General features: G+C 71.7%; 21 protein-coding genes. 14 read left to right on the top strand and 7 right to left on the bottom strand.

Annotated elements, in window-relative coordinates; all coding sequences use genetic code 11:
* The first annotated feature begins 560 nt into the window (after window positions 1-560).
* The 4 genes from ACGFIS_RS26050 to ACGFIS_RS26035 all read left to right on the top strand — a co-directional run bounded on the left by ACGFIS_RS26050 (window position 561) and on the right by ACGFIS_RS26035 (window position 4,223).
* Window positions 561-2,228: a nitrite/sulfite reductase gene (locus ACGFIS_RS26050; RefSeq protein WP_392898493.1), complete on the top strand. Its 1,668-nt coding sequence runs from the start codon at window positions 561-563 to the stop codon at window positions 2,226-2,228.
* Between the two features lie 205 nt (window positions 2,229-2,433).
* Window positions 2,434-3,144 (top strand): phosphoadenylyl-sulfate reductase, encoded by a 711-nt coding sequence (locus ACGFIS_RS26045; RefSeq protein WP_392898497.1) that lies wholly within the window; start codon window positions 2,434-2,436, stop codon window positions 3,142-3,144.
* An 8-nt stretch (window positions 3,145-3,152) separates the two neighbouring features.
* Window positions 3,153-3,926, top strand: a complete 774-nt coding sequence (locus ACGFIS_RS26040) for a sirohydrochlorin chelatase (protein ID WP_392972988.1) — start codon at window positions 3,153-3,155, stop codon at window positions 3,924-3,926.
* 72 nt (window positions 3,927-3,998) lie between these two features.
* Window positions 3,999-4,223 carry a hypothetical protein gene (locus tag ACGFIS_RS26035; protein WP_392898499.1) on the top strand — a complete coding sequence of 75 codons (225 nt, stop codon included), beginning with the start codon at window positions 3,999-4,001 and terminating at the stop codon, window positions 4,221-4,223.
* Here ACGFIS_RS26035 and ACGFIS_RS26030 read toward each other — a convergent pair whose 3' ends face one another.
* On the bottom strand, window positions 4,224-4,928 hold the full coding sequence (locus tag ACGFIS_RS26030; RefSeq protein WP_392898501.1) for a DUF1707 domain-containing protein: 705 nt from the start codon (window positions 4,926-4,928) through the stop codon (window positions 4,224-4,226). It lies immediately after the preceding gene.
* A gap of 182 nt (window positions 4,929-5,110) precedes the next feature.
* On the opposite strand from ACGFIS_RS26030, the gene ACGFIS_RS26025 reads away from it, so the two are divergent.
* Entirely contained in the window at window positions 5,111-6,736 is a 1,626-nt protein-coding gene (locus tag ACGFIS_RS26025; protein ID WP_392898505.1) for an acyl-CoA dehydrogenase family protein, read from the top strand.
* Here the strand turns inward: ACGFIS_RS26025 and ACGFIS_RS26020 are convergent.
* Window positions 6,705-6,986, bottom strand: coding sequence for a hypothetical protein (locus tag ACGFIS_RS26020; protein ID WP_392898508.1), 282 nt, complete (start codon window positions 6,984-6,986; stop codon window positions 6,705-6,707). The two genes, ACGFIS_RS26025 and ACGFIS_RS26020, sit on opposite strands and share 32 nt — an antisense overlap.
* 313 nt (window positions 6,987-7,299) lie before the next feature.
* Here ACGFIS_RS26020 and ACGFIS_RS26015 point away from each other — a divergent pair, with 313 nt between their 5' ends.
* The gene (locus ACGFIS_RS26015; protein WP_392898511.1) at window positions 7,300-9,474 is read left to right on the top strand and encodes a DUF6461 domain-containing protein; all 2,175 of its coding nucleotides are present in this window, start codon (window positions 7,300-7,302) and stop codon (window positions 9,472-9,474) included.
* A 383-nt stretch (window positions 9,475-9,857) separates the two neighbouring features.
* Here the strand turns inward: ACGFIS_RS26015 and ACGFIS_RS26010 are convergent, their stop codons facing one another.
* Window positions 9,858-10,592, bottom strand: a complete 735-nt coding sequence (locus ACGFIS_RS26010) for a class I SAM-dependent methyltransferase (RefSeq protein ID WP_392898514.1) — start codon at window positions 10,590-10,592, stop codon at window positions 9,858-9,860.
* Between the two features lie 327 nt (window positions 10,593-10,919).
* On the opposite strand from ACGFIS_RS26010, the gene ACGFIS_RS26005 reads away from it, so the two are divergent.
* The 4 genes from ACGFIS_RS26005 (at window position 10,920) to glgX (ending at window position 15,187) form a co-directional block, all read left to right on the top strand.
* Window positions 10,920-11,780 carry a hypothetical protein gene (locus tag ACGFIS_RS26005; RefSeq protein ID WP_392898517.1) on the top strand — a complete coding sequence of 287 codons (861 nt, stop codon included), beginning with the start codon at window positions 10,920-10,922 and terminating at the stop codon, window positions 11,778-11,780.
* Between the two features lie 48 nt (window positions 11,781-11,828).
* On the top strand, window positions 11,829-12,377 hold the full coding sequence (locus tag ACGFIS_RS26000; RefSeq protein WP_392898520.1) for a DUF4262 domain-containing protein: 549 nt from the start codon (window positions 11,829-11,831) through the stop codon (window positions 12,375-12,377).
* A gap of 38 nt (window positions 12,378-12,415) precedes the next feature.
* Complete coding sequence (locus tag ACGFIS_RS25995) at window positions 12,416-13,003, top strand: GNAT family N-acetyltransferase (RefSeq protein WP_392898522.1); 588 nt, start codon at window positions 12,416-12,418, stop codon at window positions 13,001-13,003.
* Window positions 13,004-13,093: 90 nt separating this feature from the next.
* Window positions 13,094-15,187, top strand: coding sequence for a glycogen debranching protein GlgX (gene glgX / locus ACGFIS_RS25990; RefSeq protein ID WP_392898525.1), 2,094 nt, complete (start codon window positions 13,094-13,096; stop codon window positions 15,185-15,187).
* A 167-nt stretch (window positions 15,188-15,354) separates the two neighbouring features.
* Here the strand turns inward: glgX and ACGFIS_RS25985 are convergent, their stop codons facing one another.
* Window positions 15,355-15,765, bottom strand: a complete 411-nt coding sequence (locus ACGFIS_RS25985) for a hypothetical protein (RefSeq protein ID WP_392972856.1) — start codon at window positions 15,763-15,765, stop codon at window positions 15,355-15,357.
* Window positions 15,766-15,910: 145 nt separating this feature from the next.
* Between ACGFIS_RS25985 and ACGFIS_RS25980 the strand changes: the two genes are divergently transcribed.
* The gene (locus ACGFIS_RS25980; RefSeq protein WP_392898531.1) at window positions 15,911-16,630 is read left to right on the top strand and encodes a pyrimidine reductase family protein; all 720 of its coding nucleotides are present in this window, start codon (window positions 15,911-15,913) and stop codon (window positions 16,628-16,630) included.
* Here the strand turns inward: ACGFIS_RS25980 and ACGFIS_RS25975 are convergent.
* Complete coding sequence (locus ACGFIS_RS25975; protein ID WP_392898533.1) at window positions 16,612-17,313, bottom strand: dihydrofolate reductase family protein; 702 nt, start codon at window positions 17,311-17,313, stop codon at window positions 16,612-16,614. The two genes, ACGFIS_RS25980 and ACGFIS_RS25975, sit on opposite strands and share 19 nt — an antisense overlap.
* 76 nt (window positions 17,314-17,389) lie before the next feature.
* On the opposite strand from ACGFIS_RS25975, the gene ACGFIS_RS25970 reads away from it, so the two are divergent.
* Window positions 17,390-18,481 (top strand): ATP-dependent DNA ligase, encoded by a 1,092-nt coding sequence (locus ACGFIS_RS25970; RefSeq protein WP_392898535.1) that lies wholly within the window; start codon window positions 17,390-17,392, stop codon window positions 18,479-18,481.
* 108 nt (window positions 18,482-18,589) lie between these two features.
* On the opposite strand, the gene ACGFIS_RS25965 is transcribed toward ACGFIS_RS25970, so the two are convergent.
* A complete protein-coding gene (locus ACGFIS_RS25965; protein ID WP_392898538.1) occupies window positions 18,590-20,266 on the bottom strand; it encodes an alkaline phosphatase D family protein in 1,677 nt (558 codons plus the stop codon).
* 217 nt (window positions 20,267-20,483) lie between these two features.
* Here ACGFIS_RS25965 and ACGFIS_RS25960 point away from each other — a divergent pair, with 217 nt between their 5' ends.
* Window positions 20,484-22,928: a HelD family protein gene (locus tag ACGFIS_RS25960; protein ID WP_392898541.1), complete on the top strand. Its 2,445-nt coding sequence runs from the start codon at window positions 20,484-20,486 to the stop codon at window positions 22,926-22,928.
* Window positions 22,929-23,069: 141 nt separating this feature from the next.
* On the top strand, window positions 23,070-25,010 hold the full coding sequence (locus ACGFIS_RS25955) for a Xaa-Pro dipeptidyl-peptidase (RefSeq protein WP_392972854.1): 1,941 nt from the start codon (window positions 23,070-23,072) through the stop codon (window positions 25,008-25,010).
* A gap of 65 nt (window positions 25,011-25,075) precedes the next feature.
* On the opposite strand, the gene ACGFIS_RS25950 is transcribed toward ACGFIS_RS25955, so the two are convergent.
* Window positions 25,076-26,161 (bottom strand): DNA polymerase domain-containing protein, encoded by a 1,086-nt coding sequence (locus ACGFIS_RS25950; RefSeq protein WP_392898545.1) that lies wholly within the window; start codon window positions 26,159-26,161, stop codon window positions 25,076-25,078.
* Between the last annotated feature and the right edge of the window lie 35 nt (window positions 26,162-26,196).

Genomic DNA, 26,196 nt, shown 5'->3' with positions numbered 1-26,196 from the left:
GCATGTCCCCTACACACCCATTGGCTCATACCCGCTTCGACGACCCGGAACGTCATCTCGCCCATGATCGTTTAGGCCCGGGGGGCGCGGGCACCGGCCTTGATGGGTGACACTGGAACCATGATCTGCCGGTCGTGCCGAGAACGCCGCCACGAGGAGTGCCGCGGCGGATCCTGGTGCGACTGCCAGCACCGGCCGGCCCCGGCGACGTCCGGGCGGGAACGCCGGCCCGGTCCCGGTACCAGCGGCGACACCGAGCCCCCGGTGAACTGGAAGCGGCAGGGATGACGCATCTCACTCGTCCATATGCCGGACGTAACTGGACAGCCCGCGAGACCGCGTGTCAGAGTTCGGGTATGACTGCTGCGGACCCGTTGCTGGCGAAGCGCCGGCACGTGGACTTCCTGCGCGTCCGCAGCGCGATCTGTCGGTGACGCCCCGACCACGCCCCTGCTCAGCGGGCCGCGTGGTGCATCGGCGTCATCTTTGACTTCACCCTGCTCAGCGTCGAGCCGGCTGCCTCAGACTGCCGGTGCGCTACGCGTCCCTCACGACAACAGATGAGGACGCGCGCCGTGCCACCCGCGATCAAGCGCAAGAAGGCCGAAGGCCAGTGGGCCCTCGGCTACCGGGAACCGCTCAACAAGACCGAAGAGAACAAGAAGAACGACGACGGCCTCAACGTCCGCCGCCGCATCATCGACATCTACTCCAAGCACGGCTTCGACTCGATCGACCCGGCCGACATGCGCGGCCGGTTCCGCTGGATGGGCCTGTACACCCAGCGCAAGCCCGGCATCGACGGCGGCAGGACCGGCGCGCTGGAGGACGAGGAGCTCGAAGACCGCTACTTCATGATGCGGGTGCGCATCGACGGCGGCCAGCTGAGCGGCCCGCAGCTTCGCACCATCGCCGACATCTCCACCCGGTACGCCCGCGGCACCGCCGACATCACCGACCGGCAGAACGTCCAGCTGCACTGGGTGCGGATCGAGGACGTCCCGGCGATCTGGGAGGCCCTCGAAGCCGTGGGGCTGCACACGATGGAGGCGTGCGGGGACGTCCCGCGCACCATCATCGGCTGCCCGCTGGCCGGGATCGCCGCCGACGAGGTGATCGACGCGACGCCGCAGCTGCGCGACATCCACGACCGCTACATCGGCTCCCCCGAGTTCTCCAACCTGCCGCGCAAGTACAAGACGGCGCTGTCGGGCTGCACCTCGCACTGCACCGTCCACGAGATCAACGACATCGCGTTCGTGGGCGTGGTGAACGAGCTGGGCGAGACCGGCTACCAGGTGTTCGTCGGCGGCGGGCTGTCCACCAACCCGATGTTCGCGCAGAGCCTCGGCGTGTTCGTCAAACCGGAGCAGGCCACGGAGATCTGGCACGGGGTCACCTCGATCTTCCGCGACTACGGCTACCGGCGGCTGCGCAGCCGCGCCCGGATGAAGTTCCTGGTGAAGGACTGGGGCGTGGAGAAGTTCCGCGAGGTGCTGGAGAAGGAATACCTCGGCTACGCGCTGCCGGACGGCCCGGAGCCCGCCGCGCCGCTCGCCCGCCGCGACCACGTCGGGATCCACCCGCAGCAGGGCGGCGGCTTCTACGTCGGGTTCGCACCGCGCGTGGGCCGCGTGAACGGCGAGCTGCTCGGCGTCATCGGCGAGCTGGCCGACCGCTACGGTTCCGGCCGGGTCCGGACGACCATCGAGCAGAAGATGGTGATCCTGGACGTCCCGGAGGAGGACACCGAGGCGCTCGCCGACGAGCTGGCCAAGCACGACCTGCAGGTCCGCCCGTCCACGTTCCGGCGCCAGACGATGGCGTGCACCGGCATCGAGTACTGCAAGCTCGCCATCGTCGACACCAAGCAGCGCTCGATGGACCTCATCGACGAGCTGGAGAAGCGGCTCCCGGACTTCGACCAGCCGCTCACCATCAACGTCAACGGCTGCCCGAACGCCTGCGCCCGCATCCAGGTCGGCGACATCGGCCTGAAGGGCCAGCTCGTCGTGGACGAGAACGGCGACCAGGTGGAGGGGTTCCAGATCCACCTGGGCGGGCAGCTCGGCGCCTCGTTCGGCAAGAAGGTCCGCGGGCTGAAGACCACCTCGGCCGGGCTGACCGACTATGTCGAGCGGATCGTCCGCAACTACGACAAGCAGCGCGAAGACGGCGAGACCTTCGCCGAGTGGGTGCATCGCGCGGACGAAGCGGACCTCAAATGACGAGCGGAGCGAACCCGGGGGCCGGTCCCCCGCACACGGGCGGAGGCGAGCGGATGGCGCCGTTCTACTGCCCCTATTGCGGGGAAGAGCACCTGGAACCGCAGGAAGAATACGGTTCATGGTTCTGCCCCGACTGCGTCCGTTCCTTCAGGTTGCGATTCCTCGGTGTCGGCGCTCCCGGCACCGCAAGCAAGGAGATCCCTCGGTGACGCTTCTGGAGACCGACAGACCTGCCCTTGACCTCGAAGACGTCGTCGAATCGGCCGCCGTCGCGCTGGACGGCGCGCCCACGCTGGAGGTCATCCGCTGGGCCGCCGCCACGTTCGGCGAGCGCATCTGCCTCACCTCGTCCATGTCGGACGCGGCGCTGATCCATCTGGTGTCGAAGGTGAAGCCCGGCATCGACGTGCTGTTCGTCGACACCGGCTACCACTTCGCCGAGACGATCGGCACCCGGGACGCGGTCGAGGCCGTGTACCCGGTGAACGTCATCAACGTCACCCCGTCCCGCACGGTCGAGGAGCAGGAGGCCGCGCTCGGCCCACGGCTGTTCGGCCGCAACCCGGACCTGTGCTGCCACCTGCGCAAGGTGGAGCCGCTCGGCCGCGCGCTGGAGGGCTACATGGCCTGGTTCAGCGGCATCCGCCGGGACGAGACCGCGAGCCGCCGCGACCGCCGCGTCGTCGAGTGGGACCGCAAGCGCGGCATGGTCAAGGTGAACCCGATCCTGGACTGGTCCCAGGAGGACATGGACAACTACATCGAGGACAACGGGGTGCTCGTCAACCCGCTGCACTACGACGGCTACCCCTCGATCGGCTGCGCCCCGTGCACACGCCCGGTCGCGGCCGGCGAGGACCCGCGCAGCGGCCGCTGGGCCGGATCGGGCAAGACCGAGTGCGGTATCCACCTGTGAGCAGGCCGATGGTGGCGGTGGCGCACGGGAGCCGCGATCCGCGTGCCGCCGCGACCGTCGCCGAGCTGCTCGACGTCGTGCGGGACCGCCGCCCGGACATTCCCGTCCACGCCTCGTTCCTGGACCACGCGCCGCCGGCGCCCGACCGCGTCCTGGACGGACTCGCCCGGGACGGCGCGACCGGCGCGGTCGTGCTGCCGCTGCTGCTCACCGCTGCATACCACAGCAAGACCGACATCCCGGGCGTCCTGAACCGGGTGCGCGGCCCGCATCCGCGGCTGCGCCTGCACACGGCCGAGACGCTCGGCCCCCACCCGCTGCTGACGGACGCCCTGGACCGCCGCCTGTCCGACGCCGGCGTGGAACCCGGCGACCCGGACACGGCGGTCGTACTGGTGTCGGCGGGCTCCAGCCACGCCTCGGCCAACGCCACCATCGCGCGGCTCGCACGTGAGTGGCGGCGGCGCGGCTGGCGGGACGTGGTCCCGGCCTACGCGTCGGCGGCCCGCCCCGGGCCGGCCGAGGCGGTGGCGGCGCTGCTGGACGCGGGCGCTCCGCGTGTGGCGGTGGCGTCCTATTTCCTGGCCCCGGGGTACTTCGCCGACAAGGTCCGGGCGGCGGCGCTGGACGCCGGCGCCACCGCGGTCTCCTCCGTCCTCGGGGCGGCCCCGGAAGTCGCCGACCTGATCGTCCACCGCTACGACGAGGCGGTCGTCTCCCGGGTGGACGACCCTTCAAACCCCCGGCCTGCTCAGACGTCCCACAGGGCACGGGCCGTCTGAGCACGGGCCGTCTGAGGAGGGGCCGTCTCGATTCCGCGTTCGGCGCCCGGCTGGGCGGGTATGCGGGCTGCCATGAAGCGTGAGGATCTCGGACACGAGCCAGAAGAGACGCACGACCGCGACTTCGCCCCCGTCAACGAGGACTCCGACGCCCGCGGCCGGACCCGGCCCACCACCGATCATGGCGCCGGCGGCACGGGGACGCCCGGCGTGGAGATCGAGCACCCCGACACGCTCCCGCCCGACGAGGAGGGCGTCGAGGAGGCCGAACGCCACGACGACTCCCGCCGCCGGTAGCTACTTCTTGTCGCGCCACCAGGAGACGATGGCGCGGCGGAGCGGGGCGTAGTGCTCGTCGTCGACGATCTTGACGTCGCCCATGACGGCGTGGGCGGTGACGTGGACGACGGGCACGGGGGCGCCGGGCTGCGCTTCGCGGACGGCGATCTTGCGCTCGCCGAGGAAGGCGTGCCCGGACAACTCGACGCTGACGCCGTCCGGGACGATGATCTTGACGTCGCCCATCACGGCGGTGGCGGAGATGTGGATCTCGCCGGTGGGAACCTGGGCGCCGCGCAGGTCGAGCACGACGTCGCCCATCACCGCCACGGCCTCCAGCGGCCCGTCGATGCGCCCGACGATGCTCTCCTTGCAGTCGCCCATGACGGCGCTGAACTTGCGTTTGATCTGGCGGGGCGCGCGGTTGGCGCCGGGCGCGCCCATGCCCGGCAGGTCGTCGGTGATGCGCTCCAGGTCACCGCGGGTGACGGCCGCGTAGGCGGCCTCGCTGCGCTCGGTCAGTTCCTCGAAGGTGAGCCGTCCTTCGACGGAGGCGATCCGCAGCCGCTCGACGACGGCCTCCCGCTCGGCGTCCGAGGCCCGTATCGCGTCGGGGCCCGGCTCGAGGGGGTCGGTGACGGGCCGGTCGGGGTGCAGGTCCTGCCGCCGGTCCCGCGGGCGGCACGAGGAGCGCCGCTCCGGCTGCGGACTGGACTGACTCATGATTCCGAAGGTATGCCCCCGCGGCCGCGGGACAATCCGCCGCGCGGACGAGATCGCCCCACCACTTGAGGAGGATGGACGCACGGGCACGCCGAGGGCAGGATCAATGGTTGCCCGAACGGGATTCTGTATCCTGCGTCGCGATGGCTCGAACGTAGTCGGAGCAACGCGGGAGCGGCACGGTGACGCACGAGGTGTTCAATCAGGTTCCCCCGCTCGCCGGGCACGACACGGCCGACGAGGCGGTCCTGCTGGACGGGCTGGAGCGCGAGGGCGCCGGGTGGGCCGAGGCCGAGGTGCACGAGCTCGGGAGGCTGGCGGGCACCGAGCGGGCACAGGAATGGGGACGCCTCGCGAACGAGAACCCGCCGGTTCTGCGCACCCACGACCGCTACGGGCACCGGATCGACGAGGTCGAGTTCCACCCGGCGTGGCATGAGCTGATGACCGTCGCGGTGACGCACGGGCTGCACGGTTCCGCCTGGACCGACGCGCGTGCGGGTGCTCACGTCGCGCGGGCCGCCAAGTTCTACACGTGGCGGGTGGACGCGGGTCACGGCTGCCCGATCTCGATGACCTACGCCGCCGTCCCCGCGCTGCGGCAGTCCCCGGAGCTGGCGGCACGGTACGAGCCGCTGCTCGCCGAGCGGGAGTACGACTTCGGCCTGCGCGCCCCGCTCACGAAGAACGCGCTGATCGCCGGCATGTCGATGACCGAGAAGCAGGGCGGGTCGGACGTGCGGGCCAACACCACCCGGGCGGCCGCGCAGCCGGACGGGACGTACCGGCTCGTCGGCCACAAGTGGTTCACCAGCGCCCCGATGTGCGACGTGTTCCTGACGCTGGCGCAGGCCCCGGGCGGCCTCACCTGCTTCCTGGTCCCGCGCGTCCTGCCGGACGGCGAGCTGAACCCGCTGCGGCTGATGCGGCTCAAGGACAAGCTCGGCAACAGGTCCAACGCGTCCTCGGAGGTGGAGTACGAGAACGCCGTCGCCTGGAGGGTCGGGGACGAGGGCCGCGGCGTCCGCACCATCATCGAGATGGTCAACATGACCCGGCTCGACTGCGTGATCGGCGCGGCGTCGGGGATGCGGCAGGGCGTCACGACCGCCGTCCACCACGCCGCGCACCGCAAGGCGTTCGGGGCGTACCTCATCGACCAGCCGCTGATGCGCAACGTCCTCGCGGACCTGGCGATCGAGTCCGAGGCCGCGACGATCACGATGCTGCGGCTGGCGGGCGCGACGGACCGCTCGGTGCGCGGGGACGAGACGGAGTCGGCGTTCAAGCGGCTCGGGCTCGCGATCAGCAAGTACTGGATCACCAAGCGGTGGCCCGCGCACGCCGCCGAGGCCCTCGAATGCCTGGGCGGCAACGGCTACGTGGAGGACTCGGGCATGCCCCGCCTCTTCCGGGAGTCGCCGCTGAACTCGATCTGGGAGGGCTCCGGCAACGTCGCGGCGCTCGATCTCCTCCGCGCGGTCCTACGCGAGCCACAGACGCTGGACGCGTTCTTCTGCGAGGTCGAGCTTGCCCGAGGGGCCGACAAGCGCTTGGACGCAGCCGTCCAGGATGCCAAGGAAAGCTTCACCGACACCGCAACGATCGAGCTCCGTGCCCGCCGCGTAGCCGAGCGCCTGGCTCTCGTCCTGCAGGCGTCACTGCTGGTCAGGCACGGCCACCCGGCCGTCGCCGACGCCTTCTGCGCGTCCCGCCTGGCGGGCGACTGGGGGTCCGCCTTCGGCACTCTCCCGCCGGGATTGGACCTGTCCCCCATCATCGACCGCGCCACCCCGAAGCTCGGCTGAGCCCACATGAGGCGCATTCGACGTCGACCCGAACCACTTGTCCGGGCGTTCCCCCCGGGGCCGGATCAAAGTCGAGCAGCCACGGGGGCAGTGGTATGGCCAAGGCGGCCTCCACCGCATCGATTTCCTGTACCGCGGCCTGCGCATTGAGGTGATGCAGGGAAGCCGGCAGGACGCGACTCAGGCCGGCCTCGATCCGCGCCCACGCCTCGGCAACGCGCTTGTCGACGTCGGCTCCAGTGTCGTTCACGACACAGACTCTAGACATCGCCACCGCAGCGGCACTACCTCATCTGCCCCCGACCGCAGGCTCGAACGAGCAGCGCGAAGCCGTCGAGCCGGCCTTCGTGGCCGCGTTACAGCACCTGTCGGGAAACCGGCGGGCCGCACTTTTAAAGTGCTCGATCCCGGCAGCCGGAGCGGCGACCTCCATGAGGGACGCTCGGATACAGCAGCCGCCCGCTCTCGTTCGCGGCCGGGCGGCGAACTCCTTGGCAGGCGCAGTGTCGTAGTCGATGGCTAGGGTTCCGTCCGTCTGGTGAGAATCGGCGGTCGGAGGTGCTGTGGTCGAGGTTCCGGAAGCGGTGCTGGAGGAATTGGCGGGGCCGGTCGCCGAAGCGATACCGCTGGTCGTCACCCGCATACCCGCCGCACCGGCGGCCGAGCTCGGCCGGCTGCGGGCTGCCGCCGACGACACCTGGCGCATCCGAGGGATGACCGGCAGGCCCGGGGCCGACTTCTACTCCGGCGTCCGGCCCGGGCCGAGCGGGTCGCCGGTGCGGGACGCGCTCGCTTCGCTGCCGCCACTGCTGACCGAACGCCTCCTGGGCGCGCTGGAACTGACCGTCCCGGAACTCGACCTCGCCGACGCCCCGGACCTGGCCGGTTTCCTGGGCGGGCCGCCTACCGGCGGCCTCGGCATGATGACCATGGACGGGATGAGCGAGGCGGTGACCGCGTCGGCCATGCTGGACCATGTCCGGCCGGGCGCAGTGCCCCTGGTCGCCGCCCTGGTCCGCCGCCTCGCCACCGTCCCGCGCGTCGCCGCCCTCCTGGCGGTCGGACCCGAAGTCACCGACGAGGAGGGGGTGGCCGCGGCGCACGGCGCGGCGCGACTCGCGCTGGCCGTATCCACCACCGCCGCCGTCCTGCACCGGGCGGGCATCCACCCCCGGGTCGCCGGACCGCCCGCGGTGCTCGGCGTCGCGATCGGCACCGCGGTCCTGCTGCTGAACGAGACCCCGATGCCTCCCGGCTACGCCGCCGCGATACTCGACAAGGTCAGGGAGGAGTACCTGATGCCCGTCGCGGTCAGCGGGTCGCCGCCGGTGTCGGGGCACAGGTTCGCGTTGCTGGAGGAAGGCGACGTCCCGGAGGAGGCCGACTTCAGCGGCAACGGGCTGGTCGCGGTAGTGCCGGGCGGTGCGCTGATCCGCACCGGCCGCGAGAACGGACGCGTCTCGATGCTGGCGCACGTCCTGGAAGAGCCGCCGCAGGAGGTCGCCACGGGCTGGGAGGAGGTCGTCGAGGTCAGCTGGCATGCAGCGACCGGCGGCGCGTCCGTGACCGGGGCCCAGGAGGTCGAGCCGCAACTGCGCCGCTTCACCCCGCCCTGGCCGGGCGACTACCGGTTGCGGGTCCACGCCCGCGGCCGGGACGACGCCGACAGCCGCGAGTCCTATGACCTCTGGATATGGCAGGCTCCCGCCGCGGCCGAGATCGTGCACACCCGCACCGACCGGCTCGGCCACCGGCTGCGCGGCGAGCCGGAGCCGGTACGTCCCGAACCGCCCGAGGCCGTCTACCGGTGGTTGGACGACAGCACCCTGTCCGAGGCCGCGACGGTCACGGTGGTGACCGGGTCGGAGGCCGCGGACGTGCTGCGCGCCTTCGGAGCGGACCCGGCCCAGCCGGAGTCGCTGCAGAGAATCGCCGACGATCTGATGAACCGAAGGTCGATCGACCCTTGGGTCGCGGTGCTGGACGTCGGCGGCGCCGTGATCGCCGTTGAGTACAACGGCTTCTGCGGCTCGCGCGCGCCCGTGCTGGAGCGGGCGTCCGCCACCGGACGGGCGGCCAGCATGTACTGGAACGTCAATGCGCTGACCAGGCTGTCGTTCGCCGAGCATGGCGAAGTGCTGCTCTCGGACGAACCGTTCGGCGACCTCGACGCGCCACCACAGCTCGCCCTGTTCCTCTCCGATCTCGACTTCTCCGACCTGGACCGTCGCAAGGAGGCGCAGGGCCTGCTGGCCGTCCAGCGGTTCACCGGCCATGGCATCACCGCCGAAGACCTGGCCCGCATCGAGGCCGCCGACATCGCGTTCCGGATCGTGCCGGACCTGCCCACGCTGTATCCGCGTTGGCGGAGCATCGACAACGCGCTCGGTTCCGACGCCGAAGCACTGACCGGACTACCCGAACCGGCACTGCGGGACCTGGCGTGGTGGGCCGCCTCGGAGGCGGCCCGCTACGCGGACCTCGACGAAGATCCCGACATCGTCGCCAGCATCAACGCGCGTGCCCTGACCTCGGAGGCGCACCTGCGCGCCCGCCGCTCCCAGCTCGGCGACCACGAACACCGGTGGCTCTGGTTCGCCCTGCACCACGCGACCAACCCAGACCCGCCCTCCGCGGCCGCCGGCGCCATCAACGCGGCCCGGTACGCCGCCGGCCCCCACGCGGCGAACCTGATCACCGACGCCAAAGCGAGAATCACCGCCCTCACCACCCCTTGACCACCCGCCCACCGTCAATCATGACCACACTGCTCCCGCCAGGAGTGCTGTGTCGGTCTGTTCCAGGCGCTTCGCCCGTGGCGTGATCGAGCCCTCGTTATCCAGGCATCGCTGCTGGTCAGGCATGGCCATCCGGCGGTAGCCGACGCCTTCTGCGCGTCCCGCCTCGCGGGCGACTGGGGAGCCGTTTCCGGCACCCGCCCGCCGAAATTGGACCTGTCCCCCCATCATCGACCGCGCCACCCCGAAAGTCGGCTGAGCCCACACTCAAGCTCAGGCCCAGCAGTCCGCCGAGCCGCCCTACTGAATTCCCTGCGGGCGCTCTGTGATCGAGGGTGCTCGTCGGACGCTGACCATGGGGCCTGGATCGTGCCGGTTGGTGTTCAGGGGGTGGCTGGTTTGCGGGCGGTGAGCAGGCGGGTCGGGACCCACGGGCTGCCCCACCACGCGCGCCAGCCGAGGCCGCGTACGCGGATGTCCTGGGCGTTCAGCCGGGCCAGCACCGCAGCGTACTCGCGGGGGGTCCGCGCCAGGTCGGCGATCAGCAGGCGGCCGCCCGGCCGCAGCACCCGGTACGCCTCGGCGATCGCCTGGGCGCGGGCGTCCGCGCCGAAGATGGTGTGCACCGTCAGGCTGGACACGACCAGGTCGAAGCTCGCCTCCGCGTACGGGAGTCTGCGCAGGTCACCCCCTTGCACGTGGACGCGGTCGGCGACGCCTTCGGCGCGGGCGTTGCGCAGGGTCGCCGCCGGGGTGTTGCCGGACTGGTCCCGTCCGCGCCACAGGTCCACGCCGACCGCCCGGCCCTGCGGGAGGTGCCGGGCGGCGGCCAGCAGGACGGCGCCGCGTCCGCAGCCGAGGTCGAGCAGCCGTTCGTCGCCTCGCAGGTCCAGCTCGTCCAGCACGTCCCGCCAGACCAGGAACTTGCCGCGCAGCGTGGCGTGCAGGCTCAGGGCCAGGCATCCCGCCAGCAGGGTGCCGGAGACCAGCGCGGGCAGCGCGGCGGCCAGATCGGCGGTGACCGCCATCACCAGCCCGGTCACCCAGAACCCCAGCACGACCAGGGCCACGAAGCCGAACCCGTAGGGCGCATCCATCCCGTACCGCGCTCCAGACATCCCGCCACTCTGCCACGAACCGGCCGCTCGGGAGCCGGCTACGACGCACTGGTCCACCGCCGACCAGCTCGCCGCCGAGTACCCGGCACCGGGACACCGTGTGTCAGCAGGAGGGAGGCGTGGGAGTGGCGCATTTGGAGGGGTCACGTCGACTCTCACGGCTTTGCGGGCTGGGGATCCGTCGCGTCCATCAGCCGCCCGACGATCGTGCGCACCGCGGCCAGATCCGGCTCGTAGCCGAGCACCGTTCCGGGACCGGAACGAGACGCGGGTGCGACATCGTCTTACCAGGGTGGGAATCGGCAGCGTCCAGCATCGGAGGCCGGGGTGTCCGTTCGGCGGCTCGTCGCACTCGGCGTGACACTGCTGGCCGTCGCCGTGATCGCCGGGTGCGGCGGCGGAGGGCCCGTCCCCCGGCAGCATGCCCGGCTCGGCGTCACCGTCCTGCCCGGCGGGGACGCCCTCCTGGACCTCCACGCGGCGGGACGGCTGCGATCGGACGCCGAGGTGCGGGCGCTCGCCCGGCGGATCGCGGAGCGGACGTTCCCGGAGGCGCGCGGCGTCCGCGTCCACACCGAACAGGACCGCGGCATGCCGTTCGCCAGCGCCGCCGTCGACCGCGCCTACCGGACCGGCCGGAGGGCGTCGCTGCGGATCGACACGGCGGGCGCCGTGCGGCAGCTCGCCGACAAGGGCTTCGGCGTCACGTCCATGACGCTGACGCTGCCGTCGGTGCCGGCCACGGTCGGATCGGACACCCGGCCCTCGGGCCACCGCACCTGGCGGCTGCGTTCCGGGGAACCGCCGCCGGTCCTGCGGATCGAGCTGAGGCCGCGGCCGGTGCGGTGGCTCGGGGCGATCGCCCTGCCCGCGCTCGGCGCCGCCGGGGTCGCGCTGGGCTTCTTCGTGCGGCGACGGATCTTCGCGCTCCCCGCCGCGGGGCTCGCCGTCGCCGCCGCCGGAGCCGCCCTCGCTGTCCCGGTGGGACGGCAGGGCGACAACCTCGGCGTCGCGGGCCTGCTCGGCGGGACGGCACTGGACGTCGCGACCGCCGCGCCCCTGGCCGCCGTGCCGCTGGGGCTGCCCGCCGCGATGCTCCTGGCGACGATGCTCGCCCGCCCGCGCCGTCGGCCGGACGCCCGCGCCGGCCACGAGAGCCGGCCCCGGGACACCGGCGTGTTCTGGTGATGGTCCCCGGCGCGATACACAGGGTCGATTGATCGTAAACTGACGGTCATGTCCGGCGATCGCCCCTCATGCACCTGTGTGATCTGCCGTGACTACGGTGACCGCGACCGGCTCGACAACTTCCAGCTCCGCACCATCGTGCACATCACGCAGTACGGCTGGAGCGTCGTCCTCGTCCACCCCGACGGCGACGGACCCGGCTGGGCGTACACGGTCGGCCTGTGGCACAGCCACCGGTCGCCGGAACTGGCGATGTTCGGCGGCGACGTCTACGAGACGGAGGAGATCCTCAACACCCTCGGCCGGCACACCGCCGAGGGGCGCGCCCCCGCGGACGGCGAGCGCCGCGACGGACTCGTGCGCGGACAGGCCGCCGCCTTCCGGGAGATCGACCCGCGCTGGTACGACGCGCTGTTCGGCGGCGCCGTCGCGTTCTACCGGCGCCCCCCGCTGCCGATGCTCCAGGTCGTCTGGCCCAACCGGCAGGGCCTGTTCCCCTGGCAGCCCGGCACGGAACTGCCGTTCCGCCACTCCCAGCCGTGGCTGTGGCTCGACCCGAAACAGCACTCCACCGGCGTCTGGACACGCCGCCTCTGACCGGGCCCCGGCGGGCACGGGGCGCATACGATCGGCGGGTGTACGGGCCGCTCGCCGAGACCATCCGGACCCAGCGCCTCGTCCTGGAACCGCTGGCGGTCCATCATGCCGACGAGATGGCCCCCGTCCTGGACGACCGGCGCCTGCACCGCTACCTCGGCGGCGAGCCCCTCACCCGCGACGAACTGCGCGCCCGCTACGCGCACCTGGTCGCCGGGCCGGCGCCGTTCCACCAGGAGTACTGGCTGAACTGGATCGTCCGCCGCGGCCGCGACCGGCAGGCCGTCGGCTACGTTCGGGCGACCGTCACTCCGGCGGCGCGCGGCTTCACCGTGACGCCGCCCTCGACCGGCTCGACCGTCAGGCCGGGCCCGCCGCGCCGCATCGCGTCCGTCGCCTGGGTCATCGCGATGCCCTACCAGGGGTTCGGGTTCGCCACCGAGGCCGCCCGCGCCCTGCTGGACTGGCTCCTCGCCCACGGCGTCCACGACATCGTCGCCACCGTCCACCCGGACAACCGCCCGTCCGCGACCGTCGCCGCCAAGCTGGGCCTGTGCCGCACCGGCGAGACGACGGGCGACGGCGAAGACGTCTGGCGCCTCCCGCACGGAGCGTCGCCGACGTGACACCCTGATGGGGCCCAGTGGGTGGGGGCTGGAGGACGGTAGGTAAGCCACAATCGACGGGCGAGGATGGACCGGCCGAGGAGATGGAACATGCGGGAGGTTTGGCCCGGGGAGCCCTATCCGCTGGGCGCCACCTGGGACGGGACCGGCACGAACTTCGCGCTGTTCTCGGAGGTGGCCCGGCGGGTCGAGCTGTGCCTGTTCGACGCCGGCGGGCGCGAGACGCGGCGGGAACTGCCCGAGGTGGACGGGTTCGTCTGGCACGGCTACCTGCCCGGCGTCGGCCCCGGCCAGCGGTACGGGTACCGGGTGCACGGGCCGTTCGACCCGCGCGGCGGGCACCGCTGCAACCCGTCCAAGCTGCTGCTCGACCCGTACGGCAAGGCCTTCGAGGGCGAAGTCCGCTGGCACGAGTCGCTGTTCTCCTACCGGTTCGACGACCCCGACGCGCTCAACGAGGACGACAGCGCCCCGTACATGCCGAAGAACGTGGTGATCAACCCGTTCTTCGACTGGGCGGACGACCGGCCGCCGCGCGTCCCGTACCACGAGAGCGTCATCTACGAGGCGCACGTGAAGGGCCTGACGAAGCTGCACCCGGGCATCCCCGAAGAGCAGCGCGGCACGTACGCGGGCCTGGCGCACCCGGTGATGATCGACCATCTGCTCGACCTCGGCGTGACCGCCGTGGAACTCATGCCGGTGCACCAGTCGATCCCCGAGCACGCGCTGGTGGCGCGGGGCCTCGACAACTACTGGGGCTACAACACGATCGGGTTCTTCGCCCCGCACAACGCCTTCGGCTCGTCCGGGCAGTACGGCGAGCAGGTGCTGGAGTTCAAGGCGATGGTCCGCTCCCTGCACGAGGCGGGCATCGAGGTCATCCTGGACGTCGTCTACAACCACACCGCCGAAGGCGACCACCTGGGGCCGACGCTGTCGTTCCGCGGCATCGACAACGCGTCCTACTACCGGCTCCGCGATGACGACAAGCGCTACCACCTCGACTACACCGGCTGCGGCAACTCCCTGAACGTCCGCAACCCGCACGCGCTGCAGCTCATCATGGACTCGCTGCGCTACTGGATCCTGGAGATGCACGTCGACGGCTTCCGCTTCGACCTCGCCTCCGCGCTGGCCCGCGAACTCCACGACGTCGACCGGCTCGCCGCGTTCTTCGACCTCGTCCAGCAGGACCCGGTCGTCTCGCAGGTGAAGCTGATCGCCGAACCGTGGGACGTCGGCGAGGGCGGCTACCAGGTCGGCAACTTCCCGCCGCTGTGGACGGAGTGGAACGGCAAGTACCGCGACACCGTCCGCGACTTCTGGCGCGGCTCCTACGCGACGATGCCGGAGTTCGCGTCCCGCCTGACCGGCTCGTCCGACCTGTACGAGCACAGCGCGCGGCGCCCGTTCGCGTCCATCAACTTCGTCACCTGCCACGACGGGTTCACGCTGACCGACCTGGTCTCCTACGACCACAAGCACAACGACGCCAACGGCGAGGACAACCGCGACGGCACCGACGACAACCGGTCGTGGAACTGCGGCACGGAAGGCCCTGCCCGCGACCCGGCGATCCTGGCGTTGCGCGCCCGCCAGCGCCGCAACTTCCTGGCGACCCTCTTCCTCTCCCAGGGCGTGCCGATGCTCTCCCACGGCGACGAGCTGGGCCGCACCCAGAAGGGCAACAACAACGCCTACTGCCAGGACAACGAGATCGCCTGGGTGCACTGGGAGGACTCCGCCGACATGGAGTTCGTCCGGACCCTGTCGCGGCTGCGGCACGACCATCCCGTGTTCCGCCGCCGCCGCTTCTTCACCGGGAGGGGCACCGGCGCCGCCGCCGACATCGCGTGGCTGACGCCCGCCGGCGAGAGCATGACCGACCACGACTGGAACGTCGGCTTCGCCAAATCCCTCGGCGTCTTCCTCAACGGCGACGCCATCACCGAACCCGACCCGCGCGGCCGCCGGGTCCGCGACGACTCGTTCCTCCTCCTCATCAACGCCGGCTCCGACCCCGTCGAGTTCGCCCTCCCCGGCGGCGAGTACGGCGAACGCTGGGAGTTCACCCTCGACACCGCCGAACCCGGCACGGTCGGGGAACGCCCCCGCGTCAAGGCCCGCGACACGGTGACGGTCACCGACCGCGCCCTCACCGTCCTCCGCAGACTCCCCTAGCCCTACGCCCGGTGCGGTGGCGTCGGCGGGATCCGTCCAGGCGGCCGAGGCCGGACGGCTGCTCGGTGCGTCCGCCGCGGCGCGGCGGACGGTCCCGGTGCCTCTGGCCCGTCCGAACAGGCGGAGATCGACCGCATCGCGGCGGCGACCCGGTTCGGCGGCCGGCGTTAGGCGCGGGTCACTTCGATGGCGCTGAAGAAGACCAGGACGAACGTCGTGACGGCGAGCGTGCCGTGGACGGCCACGGCGGCGGCGGGGAAGTCCTGGTCCGCGCCGCGGGCGTGGCGGCCGTGGCGGCCGCCGCGTCCGACGAGCCAGCGGGTGAGCAGCATGAACCCCTGGACGGTGACGACCAGCAGCGCGGCGAACGCGAGCCAGGCGTACGCGGCCCGCCCGGTGACCAGGTAGGCGATCCAGATGACGAGCCCGGCGGTGCCGGCGAGGGGATGTCCCGCCACGACCAGGGCCGGGAACCGTGTCACCTTCGCCGAAGGCCCCCCGCCGGACATCCAGTTGATCAACAGGTAGGCGCCCGCGCCGGCGGCCAGGACCCACGCGCCCAAAGCGGCGAACTCCAACCCCCGCTCCTTCCATGAGATTCTCATCCCCGTCCCCGGCCCCAGTGTGGCCTCCGGACCCTCCCGCCATGACGAATTCGTCCAGATTGATGCGCGGACCGTCGTCCGCGTGGGGCGGCCGGGGCTGGAGTAGCTTGGGTCTCCTATGCGGACCCTTTCCCCGGAGGCCGGCGACGCCGACCTCCGCGAGCGCTACGCCTACCCGCCGGAGGGCCTGTGGCTGCGGGCCAACATGGTCGCCAGCCTGGACGGGGCGGCGCAGCGCGACGAGCGCAGCGGCGGTCTCGGCAATCCCGCCGACCGGCACCTGTTCCTGCTGCTGCGCGGCCTCGCCGACGTGGTCATCGTCGGCGCCAACACGGTGCGCGCCGAGGGCTACGGGCCGGTCAAGCCGAGCGAGGGCTGGGACGGCGTCCGGGACGGGCGCACCCCCGTCCCGCCGCTGGCGATCGTCTCGCGCACCCTCGACCTGGACTTCGACGCGCCGATCTTCACCGAGGCGAAGGCCAGGACGATCGTGCTGGCGACCGCCACCGCCGACCCGGCCCGGCTGGAGGCCGCACGGGAGCGCGCCGACGTCATCCTCGCCGGGGAGGACTCGCTCGACTTCGCCGCCGCCGTCGGGGAACTCGCGGCGCGCGGCCACAGGCGCCTCCTGTGCGAGGGCGGTCCGGGCGTCCTCGCGCAGGTGGTGGCGGCCGGGCTGCTCGACGAGCTGTGCCTCACGCTGAGCCCGCTGCTGCTCGGCGGGCATCCGACGCGGATCCTGGACGGGCCGCCCGTCCCCGTCCCGCCGGAGCTGACCCTCGCCCACGCCCTGCAGGACGAGGATTTCCTCTTCCTGCGTTACAGCCGCAGCCGGTAGCGGACGAACAGCACGCCTTCGTCCAGGTACAGGGCCGTGGGGTCGAGCGGCACCTCGGTTCGCAGGCCGTCCAGGAGGCGGGTGTGGCCGGGGCCGCCGAGGAGGGTCGGGGCGATGTTGAGGCACAGTTCGTCGACGAGGGACGCGCGGATCAGCGCGGTCGCCAGGGAGGGGCCTCCCTCGCAGAGGAGACGCTCGTAGCCGAGGTCTTCGCGGAGCGTCCTGACGGCGGCGGGAAGGTCGACGTCGTCCTCGCCTGCATCGACCACCTGGATGTGGCTCGGAACCCTGCTCCGGACGTTCTGTGATGTCACGACGATGGTGGGGGTCTCGGCCTGGGTGAAGAGCGGGAGCGTCCAGTCGAGGTCCAGGGAGCGGCTCACCACGACTATGGGGGCGGGCGGACCGCCGCGGCGCGCGCGCAGATCGGCGCGTAGGCGGGCGGGTCCGAGTCTTCCCGTACGGACGGTCGCGGCCCCCACGAGGATCGCGTCGGCGAGGGCCCGCAGGGTCCGGAAGACGCGGAAGTCGGCGTCGCCGCCGAGGGCGTCCGTCCAACCCTCGGCGTCGGTGACGGAGCCGTCCACGCTCATCACCATGCCGAGGCGGAGCGCCGGCGCGTCCCCGTAGGCGTCGAACGGGTCGATGCCCGCGACGGCGGGCTCGGGCAGCAGACGGCGCATGACCTGCACGCTATCCAACGGCCGTTTTGCGCCCGCGGGATGTCCTTTTGTCGGTGCCGGGGCGCAAGATGGGGGCATGGACCTGCCGATCAGCCCGCCGCTGCCGCCGATGCTGGCCAAGGCGGTCAAGACCATGCCCAAGGGCGACCTGCTGTACGAACCGAAGTGGGACGGCTTCCGCTGCATCGTGTTCCGCGACGGCGACGAGGTGGAACTGTCCAGCCGCGGCGAGCGGCCGCTCACCCGCTACTTCCCCGAGCTGGTCGAGGCGGTGAAACGCGAGCTGCCCGAGCGGTGCGTGGTGGACGGCGAGATCGTCCTGCCGAAGGGGGCGCGCCTCGACTTCGACGGCCTCCAGCAGCGCATCCACCCGGCCGCGTCGCGCATCAGGCTGCTGTCGGAGCAGACCCCGGTGTCGTTCGTGGCGTTCGACCTGCTGGCCCTCGGCGACGAGTCGCTGCTGGAGGTGCCGCTCGGCGAGCGGCGGCGGCGCCTCGTCGACACCCTCTCCGGGGTGCGGGCGCCGGTCTACGTGACGCCGGCGTCCGACTCCTACGACCTGGCGCTCCGGTGGTTCGACGAGTTCGAGGGCGCCGGGCTGGACGGCGTCATCGCCAAGCCGCGCGACACCGCGTACGAACCCGACAAGCGCGTCCTGTTCAAGGTCAAGCACGAGCGGACCGCCGACTGCGTGGTGGCGGGCTTCCGCTGGCACAAGTCCGGGCCGATCATCGGGTCGCTGCTGCTCGGGCTCTACAACGCCGAGGGGAAGCTCCAGCATGTCGGGGTGGCGGCCTCGTTCACGATGAAGCGCCGCGCCGAGCTGGTGGAGGAGCTGCAGCCGTACCGGCTGGAGGATCTGGCGGAGCACCCGTGGGCGGAGTGGGCGCAGCAGAGCGAGGCGACCGTCGACCGGATGCCGGGCGCGGTGTCCCGGTGGACGGGCAAGAAGGACCTCAGCTGGGTGCCGCTGCGTCCCGACCTGGTCGTCGAGGTGGCCTACGAGGCGATGGAGGGCGAGCGGTTCCGGCACACCGCCCGCTTCCGCAACTGGCGGCCCGACCGCAAGCCCGGCTCCTGTACGTACGAGCAGCTCGAAGTCCCGGTGGCCTATGACTTGAGCGACATCTTCAGCGGCGGAGCAACGAACGCACGGGTCGACCTCTGAAGACCAGGACGGCGCCGGGGGGTGCCCACGCGACTGCGGGGCACCCCCCGGCGTGTGCGGGGAGCACCGATGAGCTCACTCACCATGGCCGGGACATGAGTCGGGGCGTCAGGGCTGGGTCTCGTTCTCGATGGTCTGCCGGATGATCTCCTGGTCCGGCCGGGCCGACATCTTCGCCGACGCGTAGGGCCGCAGGTAGGTCTGGTTGACGCCGGGGACGCGGTCCTCGATGACGAACGTCGCCTTGACGGACGCCTCCGCGCCCGGCGTCCGGACGTAGGGCAGCGTCGTGAAGTCGGCCTTCATCTCGTCCTTGCCCATCTTCGTGATCACGTAGCCGCGCTGGTTGTTGTAGAAGCGCAGGTGCGGGTTGATCTCGAGGAAGGGGTGGTCGGCGGGGTCGGAGTCCCGGCCGTCTCCGGTGCTGCTGATGGACGTGCACACCAGCTCGGCGCCGACGGTCCTGGAGTCCGGGTCGTCATAGTCGGCCTTCAGGTCGCTCGCCCAGTGGGCGTGGACGTCGCCGGTGAGCACGACGGGGTTGCGCACCCCGGCGTCCAGCCAGCCCTTGGTGATGCGGTCACGGGACGCGACGTAACCGTCCCACCCGTCCATCGACGTCTTCTTCACGGGGCCGGCGGTGTTGTCGCGCTGCGCGAAGAACACCTGCTGGCCGAGGACGTCCCAGCGGGCGCGGGACCGGCGGAAGCCGTCGAGCAGCCACCTCTCCTGCGCGTCGCCGGTGATGGAGCGCTTCGGGTCGGCGGCCTCCGGGCAGTCCTTGTAGCCGTCGCCGCAGCTCTGGTCGTCCCGGAACTGGCGGGTGTCGAGCATGTGGAAGTTGGCGAGCCGGCCCCACTGGATCCGCCGGTAGAGCTGCATGTCCGGGCCCTTGGGGAGCGAGCGGCGGCGCAGCGGCATGTTCTCGTAGTAGGCCTGGAACGCGGCGGCGCGGCGTGCGCGGAACGCCTCGTGGGACGGGGTGTCGGAGTTGTTCTCGGGGATGTCGTCGGCCCAGTTGTTCTCGATCTCGTGGTCGTCGAACACGACGAGCCACGGCGCGGCCTCGTGGGCGGCCTGCAGGTCGCGGTCGGACTTGTACTGGGCGTGCCGCTGCCGGTAGTTCGCCAGAGTGACGGTCTCGGGGCCGTCGTGGTCGCGGACGTTGCCGCCGGGGCTGTTGTAGACGCCCTTCTTGTACTCGTACTGGTAGTCGCCGAGATGCAGGATCAGGTCGGGGTTCTCCTCGGCGAGCCGCCGGTATGCCGTGAAGTAGCCGTGTTCGAACTGGGAGCACGACACGAAGCCCATCGCCAGGGCGGGACCGAAGGTGGCCGGGTGCGGGGCGGTGCGCGTCCGTCCGGCCGGGGAGACGTGGTCGCCGGCGCGGAAGCGGTACCAGTAGTCGCGGCCGGGGCGCAGGCCGTTCAGCTCGACGTGGACGGAGTGGGCGCCGCTCGGCCGGGCCGCGGCGGTGCCGCGCCGTTCGATGCGGCGGAAGCGCTCGTCGGTCGAGACCTCCCACCGCACCGGGATCGTGCGGTCCGGCATCCCGCCGAGGCCGTCCTCGGCGAGGGGGTTCAGGGCGAGCCTGGTCCAGAGGACGAACCCGTCGTGGTCGGGGTCGCCGGACGCGACGCCGAGGGTGAACGGGTCGCCGGGCAGGGGCCGCGGGCGGGGGGCGGCGTTGGCAGGGAGGGGGGCGGCGGTCACGGCGGCGGCGGTGGCGAGTCCACCGGCGACGAGCAGCGTTCGCCGGTTGATCGGGTGTGCGGTGTCGGCCATGGAGAAAGCGACCTTTCGGAGGTTCCGGCAACGACTGCCGGAAAGCCTCACCACGGCCGGTGACCCCCAGGTACCGCGCGGGTGACATCCGCTACAACAACGATGATCTTTTGGGAGCGAGCTAGAAGATCATGCGCGGCGAGAAGAACGGATGGTAAGGTAGCGACTTACGAGTTGCGCACAGAAATTCCATCCTGAAAAGGAGTGTACCCGAGGCATGGGACTCCGTCAAGCCGACGCTGTCAACCCGGAACGGGATGAAAAAGCGCGTAAGTCCGCGATGCTCGCCGAACAGGAGTACGTGTCCCGCGTGTACGCACGGCTCGACGTCGAACGGGCGAAGGCCGAGGCCGCGCTGCGCGAAGGGCCCGCCACGGGCGGCGGCGGCGCGTTCCAGGCAAGGGTGGAGAGCGCCGTCGCCACCGACGAGGCGGCCCGCCGCCTGGCCGGGCTCGGCGGCGTCGAGCACGGCCTGTGCTTCGGCCGCGTCGACCACCGCGCGGACGCCGACGGCCCCGGCGACACGTTCTACATCGGCCGCATCGGCCTCCGCGACGAGGACCGCGAGCCGATGCTGATCGACTGGCGCGCCGCCGCCGCCCGCCCCTTCTACACCGCCACCCCCGGCGCACCCGGTACCCTCGCACGCCGCCGCCACCTGCACCTGCGCCGCCGCGAGGTCGTCCGGCTGGACGACGAGGTGTTCGACCTGGAGGGCCTGGACGAGTCCGAACGCGGCGGCATCGTCGGCGAGGCCGCCCTCCTCGCCACCCTCCGCCGCGGCCGGACGGGCCGCATGAGCGACGTCGTCGCCACCATCCAGGAGGAACAGGACCAGGTCATCCGTTCAGGCCTGCAGGGCGTCCTCGTCGTCCAGGGCGGCCCGGGCACCGGCAAGACGGTCGCCGCCCTGCACCGGGCCGCGTACCTCCTCTACACGCACCGGGACGTCCTCGAACGGCGCGGAGTGCTCGTCGTCGGCCCGAACGCCACGTTCCTCCGCTACATCGAGCAGGTACTTCCCGGCCTGGGCGAAACAGACGTCGCCCTCGCCACCGTCGGTGAGCTCTACCCCGGCCTCAAGGCAACCGCCACCGAAACCCCGGCGGTCGCCGTCGTCAAGGGCGACCTGCGCATGGCAGACCTGGTGCAGGCGGCCGTCCACGACCGGCAGCGCGTCCCCGCTGAGGGCCTCCACATCGAAACCGACGGCCTCACCCTGGTCGTGGACGCCGAAAAGTGCGAGGAGATCCGCGACCGTGCCCGCGCCATGCGCCTCCCCCACAACGTCCAGCGGCGCCGCTTCGTCCATGACGTCCTGGAGGCCCTCGCCATCAACAGGGCCGAGCAGTACGACCGCATCATGGACGAGCCCCTGGAAGAGATCGCCAAGAACGGCGGCCTCCCCGGCTGGCTCCAGGAACTCATCGACGAGGCCGAAGACGAACCCCTCCTGGACGAAACAGACCTGCGCCTGGCCAAGGAGGCCCTCTGGCAGGATCCCGCCGTCCAGTCCGCCCTCAACGAGCTCTGGCCCGAGCTGACACCCGAGCAGCTCCTGACCGACCTCTACGCCGCACCAGACGCCCTGGCCCGGGCGGGCGCGCAGGCCGGCCTCGACGGCGCGCTCCTTCACCGTCCCCCCAACGCCCCGTGGACGATCTCGGACATCCCCCTCCTGGACGAGGCGGCCGAACTCCTCGGCAAGGACGACTCCGCCGACAAGGCCCGCCTGCGCGCCGCCGAAGCCGCCCGCGCCCAGGAGGAGCTGTACGCCCGCGAGGTCATCGAATCCGCCGGCCCGGCGGAACGCGACAGGCTCTCCGCCGCCGACCTGCTCTCCGCCGCCGAACTGGCCGAACGCCACCACGACGACGGCCCGCCGCTCACCACCGCGCAGCGCGCCATCGCCGACCGCGAATGGGCGTACGGGCACGTGATCGTGGACGAGGCCCAGGAGCTGTCCGAGATGGCCTGGCGCACCGTCATGCGGCGCGTCCCGACCCGTTCCCTCACCGTCGTCGGCGACATCGCCCAGACCGGCAGCGCCGCCGGCGCCGCGTCCTGGGGCCAGATGCTCGACCGGTACGTCCCGGGCCGCTGGCGCGAGCAGCGTCTCCTGGTCAACTACCGCACCCCCGCCGCCATCATGAGGGTCGCCGCCGACGTCCTCGCCGCCGTCGCCCCCGGCCAGACCCCACCCGAACCCGTCCGCGACGACGGCCCCCCGCCCGCGGCGATCGCGATGCCGGTCACCGGACTCCCCACCCTCATCGAATCCGAACTGTCCCTCGTCACCGGAGGGACCCCCGACGACATCGGCGGCGCCTTCAAGGAGGGCCGCCTCGCCGTCATCACGTCCGCCGCCCGCCACGCCGCCGTCCTGGACGCCCTCCCGGACGCCGCCGCCGGCGCGACCCCGGAGGCCCTCGACTCCCCCGCCGTCGTCCTGACCGCCGAAGAGGCCAAGGGCCTGGAGTTCGACTCCGTCATCGTCGTCGACCCGTCCGGCATCCTCACCGAGTCCCCCAAGGGCGGCCAGGACCTCTACGTGGCCCTGACCCGGGCCACCCGCCGCCTGACCCTCATCCACGACAACGACCTCCCGCCCCTCCTCGCAGGCCTGGAGCAGGCGGGCCGGGAAGGCAACGGCAGGAGATGACCAAATCCGGCGCGAGTTCGTCGCGCGCCGCTCTTTACCCGGAGTCCGGGGGCGAGGAGCGTGTGCCCCCGTAGAGATCATTTTCCGATTTCCGGGAGGTGCGGGTTGGCCAGGCGATCCCTGAGACGAACCCGGCGGACGATGACGGTGGCCGTGCTGACCGGCGCGGCGATGACCGCGGCGGGCGGCGGTGCGGCGGCGCTGGCCCAGACGTCCCCCAAGATCGTGGTGAAGGGCGGCGCGACCCAGCCGGTCTTCTCCTACGAGGACGCGATCCGCGAGCACGTGTACGTCGAGTCCAGCGTGGACAGCGACCGTGACGGCGAACTCGACCGCGTCAACGTGGACATCATCCGGCCCAAGGAGACCGAGAACGGCCTCAAGGTGCCGGTGATCATGGATGAGAGCCCGTACTACGACAACGCGGGACGCGGCAACGAGAGCGAGCGCAAGACCTACGACGCCGACGGGAACCCGGTGAAGTTCCCCCTGTTCTACGACAACTACTTCGTCCCCCGCGGCTACGCGTTCCTCGCCGTCGACATGGTGGGGACGACCCGTTCCGACGGCTGCCCCGTCAGCGGCGGGCCGACCGACGTCCTCGGCGGCAAGGCCGTGGTGGACTGGCTGAACGGCCGCGCGAAGGCGTACCGGGCGGACGGCAGCCCGGTGGAGGCGGACTGGACCACCGGCCGCACCGCCATGATCGGCAAGTCGTACGACGGCACCCTGGCCAACGGCGTCGCCGCGACCGGGGTCGAGGGGCTGGAGACGATCGTCCCGATCGCCGCGATCAGCAGCTGGTACGACTACAGCCGCATGAACGGCGTGCGGTACTGGACGGACGAGCAGCCCTGGCTCGCGGGCTACGTCGACACCGACCCGCCGGAGAAGTGCGCCGCCGTCAACGCCGGCCTCGACGAGGGCGAGGACGACGCGACCGGCGACTACAACGCGTACTGGAAGACCGCCGACTACCGGCGCGGCACGATCGCCCGCGCGTCCCGCGTCCGGGCGAGCGTGTTCGCGGTCCACGGCGTCAACGACCTCAACGTGAAGGACAACCACTTCGCGCTGTGGTGGGACGCCCTCGTCCGGCACGGCGTGGAGCGCAAGGTGTGGCTGACGCAGCGCGGCCACGTCGACCCGTTCGACTTCCGGCGCGACCACTGGGTGGCGACCCTGCACAAGTGGTTCGACCACGAGCTGCACAAGATCCGCAACGGTGTGATGGACGAGCCGCGCGCCGACATCGAGACCGGCCCCGAACGGTGGACCACCCAGTCGAACTGGCCGTCCCGCGACGCCCGCGACATCACCCTGCGGCCCGGCGAGGACGGCACCCTCGGCCTGAAGCGCGCCCCGGAGGGGGCGACCGCCGCGTTCACCGACGCTCCCGGCCCGCGCGGCTGGGGCCACCCGGAGAGCGCGATGGTGAGCGACCCGACGGTGGAGCAGCCGTTCCGGGCCGCGTTCGTCTCGGGCCCGCTGCCGAGGACCGGACGGCTGTCCGGGACGCCCGAGGCGCGGCTCAGGATCAAGCTGGACAAGCCGACGTCCAACGTCACAGCGCTGCTCGTCGACTACGGCGAGGACACCCGCGTGGACCATCTCGGCCCGGGCTCGGGCATCCGCACCCTCGACACCGAGGACTGCCACGGTGAGAGCACCCCCGCCGACGACGCCTGCTACCGGCAGACCGAGGTCACGACGGTCACCTCACCGGTGAACGTGGTCGCCCGCGGCTGGCTCGACGCCCAGAACCACCGGTCGCTGAGCCACCCCAGACCGCTGGAGCCGGGCCGGTACTACGACGTCCGGTGGGAGACGCTCAGCCAGGAGTACCTGCTGAAGAAGGGCCACCGCCTGGCGCTGGTCCTGGCCGGCACGGACGCCGACTACAACACCGAGACGCCCACGGGCAGCAAGGTCACGGTGGATCTGCGCGGCAGTTCCATCAGCATCCCCGTGGTCGTCGGCGCGGAGGAGCCGGCCGCCATGGTCGCCCCGCCGCAGCCCGAAACCACGTGGCGCGGGCCGTCCGACGTCACCCTCCCCGTCCAGGAGCGCAGGTTCTACTGATCCCGCGCCGGGCCCGCCGCTCCACCCGAGCGGCGGGCCCCTGACCATACGGCGCCGGGGCCTTGTCAGGGATGGTTGTCGGTGTCCTTGCTGGGCTGGACGCGTTTGGGCTCGCCGGGCATTTTCGGATAGTTCGGCGGGTACGGCATGTCGCCGAGGCCGTGGTCCTGCTCGTCACGGTCGGCCAGGTCGAGGAGGCCGTCGAGGGAGAACGACTCGTCGTCGATGGACGCGTGCAGGTCGCCGAGTTCGGCGAAGCGGGCGGGCATCGTGGCGATGGTGAAGTCGCGGGGGTCGACGTCGGGCAGCTCGTCCCATGTCACGGGGGCCGAGACGGGGGCGTGCGGGGCCGGGCGGACGCTGTAGGCCGACGCGATCGTCCGGTCGCGGGCGTTCTGGTTGTAGTCGATGAAGATCTGCTCGCCGCGTTCCTCCTTCCACCATTTGGTGGTGACCTCGGCGGGAGCGCGGCGCTCCACCTCGCGGCCGAACGCGAGGGCGGCGCGGCGGACCTGGGTGAACGTCCAGCGCGGCTCGATGCGGACGTAGACGTGCACGCCGCCCTTGCCGGACGTCTTGACGTAGCCGGTGTAGCCCAGCTCGGACAGCAGGTCGCGGGCCGGGCCGAGCGCGACGCGGACGGCGTCGGAGAAGTCGGTGCCGGGCTGCGGGTCGAAGTCGATGCGCAGCTCGTCCGGGTGGTCGACGTCGCCCTTGCGGACGGGCCACGGGTGGAACGTCAGCGTTCCGAGGTTCGCGGCCCATGCGATCACGGCGGCCTCGGTGGGGCACACCTCGTCGGCGGAGCGGCCGCTGGGGAACGCGATCCGGGCGGTCTGCACCCAGTCGGGGGCGCCCTTGGGGATGCGCTTCTGGTAGAACGCGTCGGACTTGCCGGCGCCCGCGCCCATCTGGCCGCGGGCGTAGTCCTCCCGGGTGGCCATGCGGGCGCCCTCGAACACGCCGGCGGGCCAGCGCTCCAGCGTCGTCGGCCGGTTCCGGGTGGCGCGGACGATGCCCTCGCCCACGGCCAGGTAGTACTCCACCAGCTGCCGCTTGGTGTAGCCGTGCTCAGGGAAGTAGACCTTGTCGGGGTTGGTCACCTTGACGAGCCGATCCCCGACCGGGATCTCGATGAAGGGCGAGGCCATGACGGCACGTTAACCCACGGGCACGACAGTCCCCC

The organism is Spirillospora sp. NPDC048824 (assembly GCF_043198455.1).
Taxonomy (GTDB): Bacteria; Actinomycetota; Actinomycetes; order Streptosporangiales; family Streptosporangiaceae; genus Spirillospora.
Note: the sequence above shows the minus strand (reverse complement) of the source record. Positions and strands in the feature narration are given on the sequence as shown.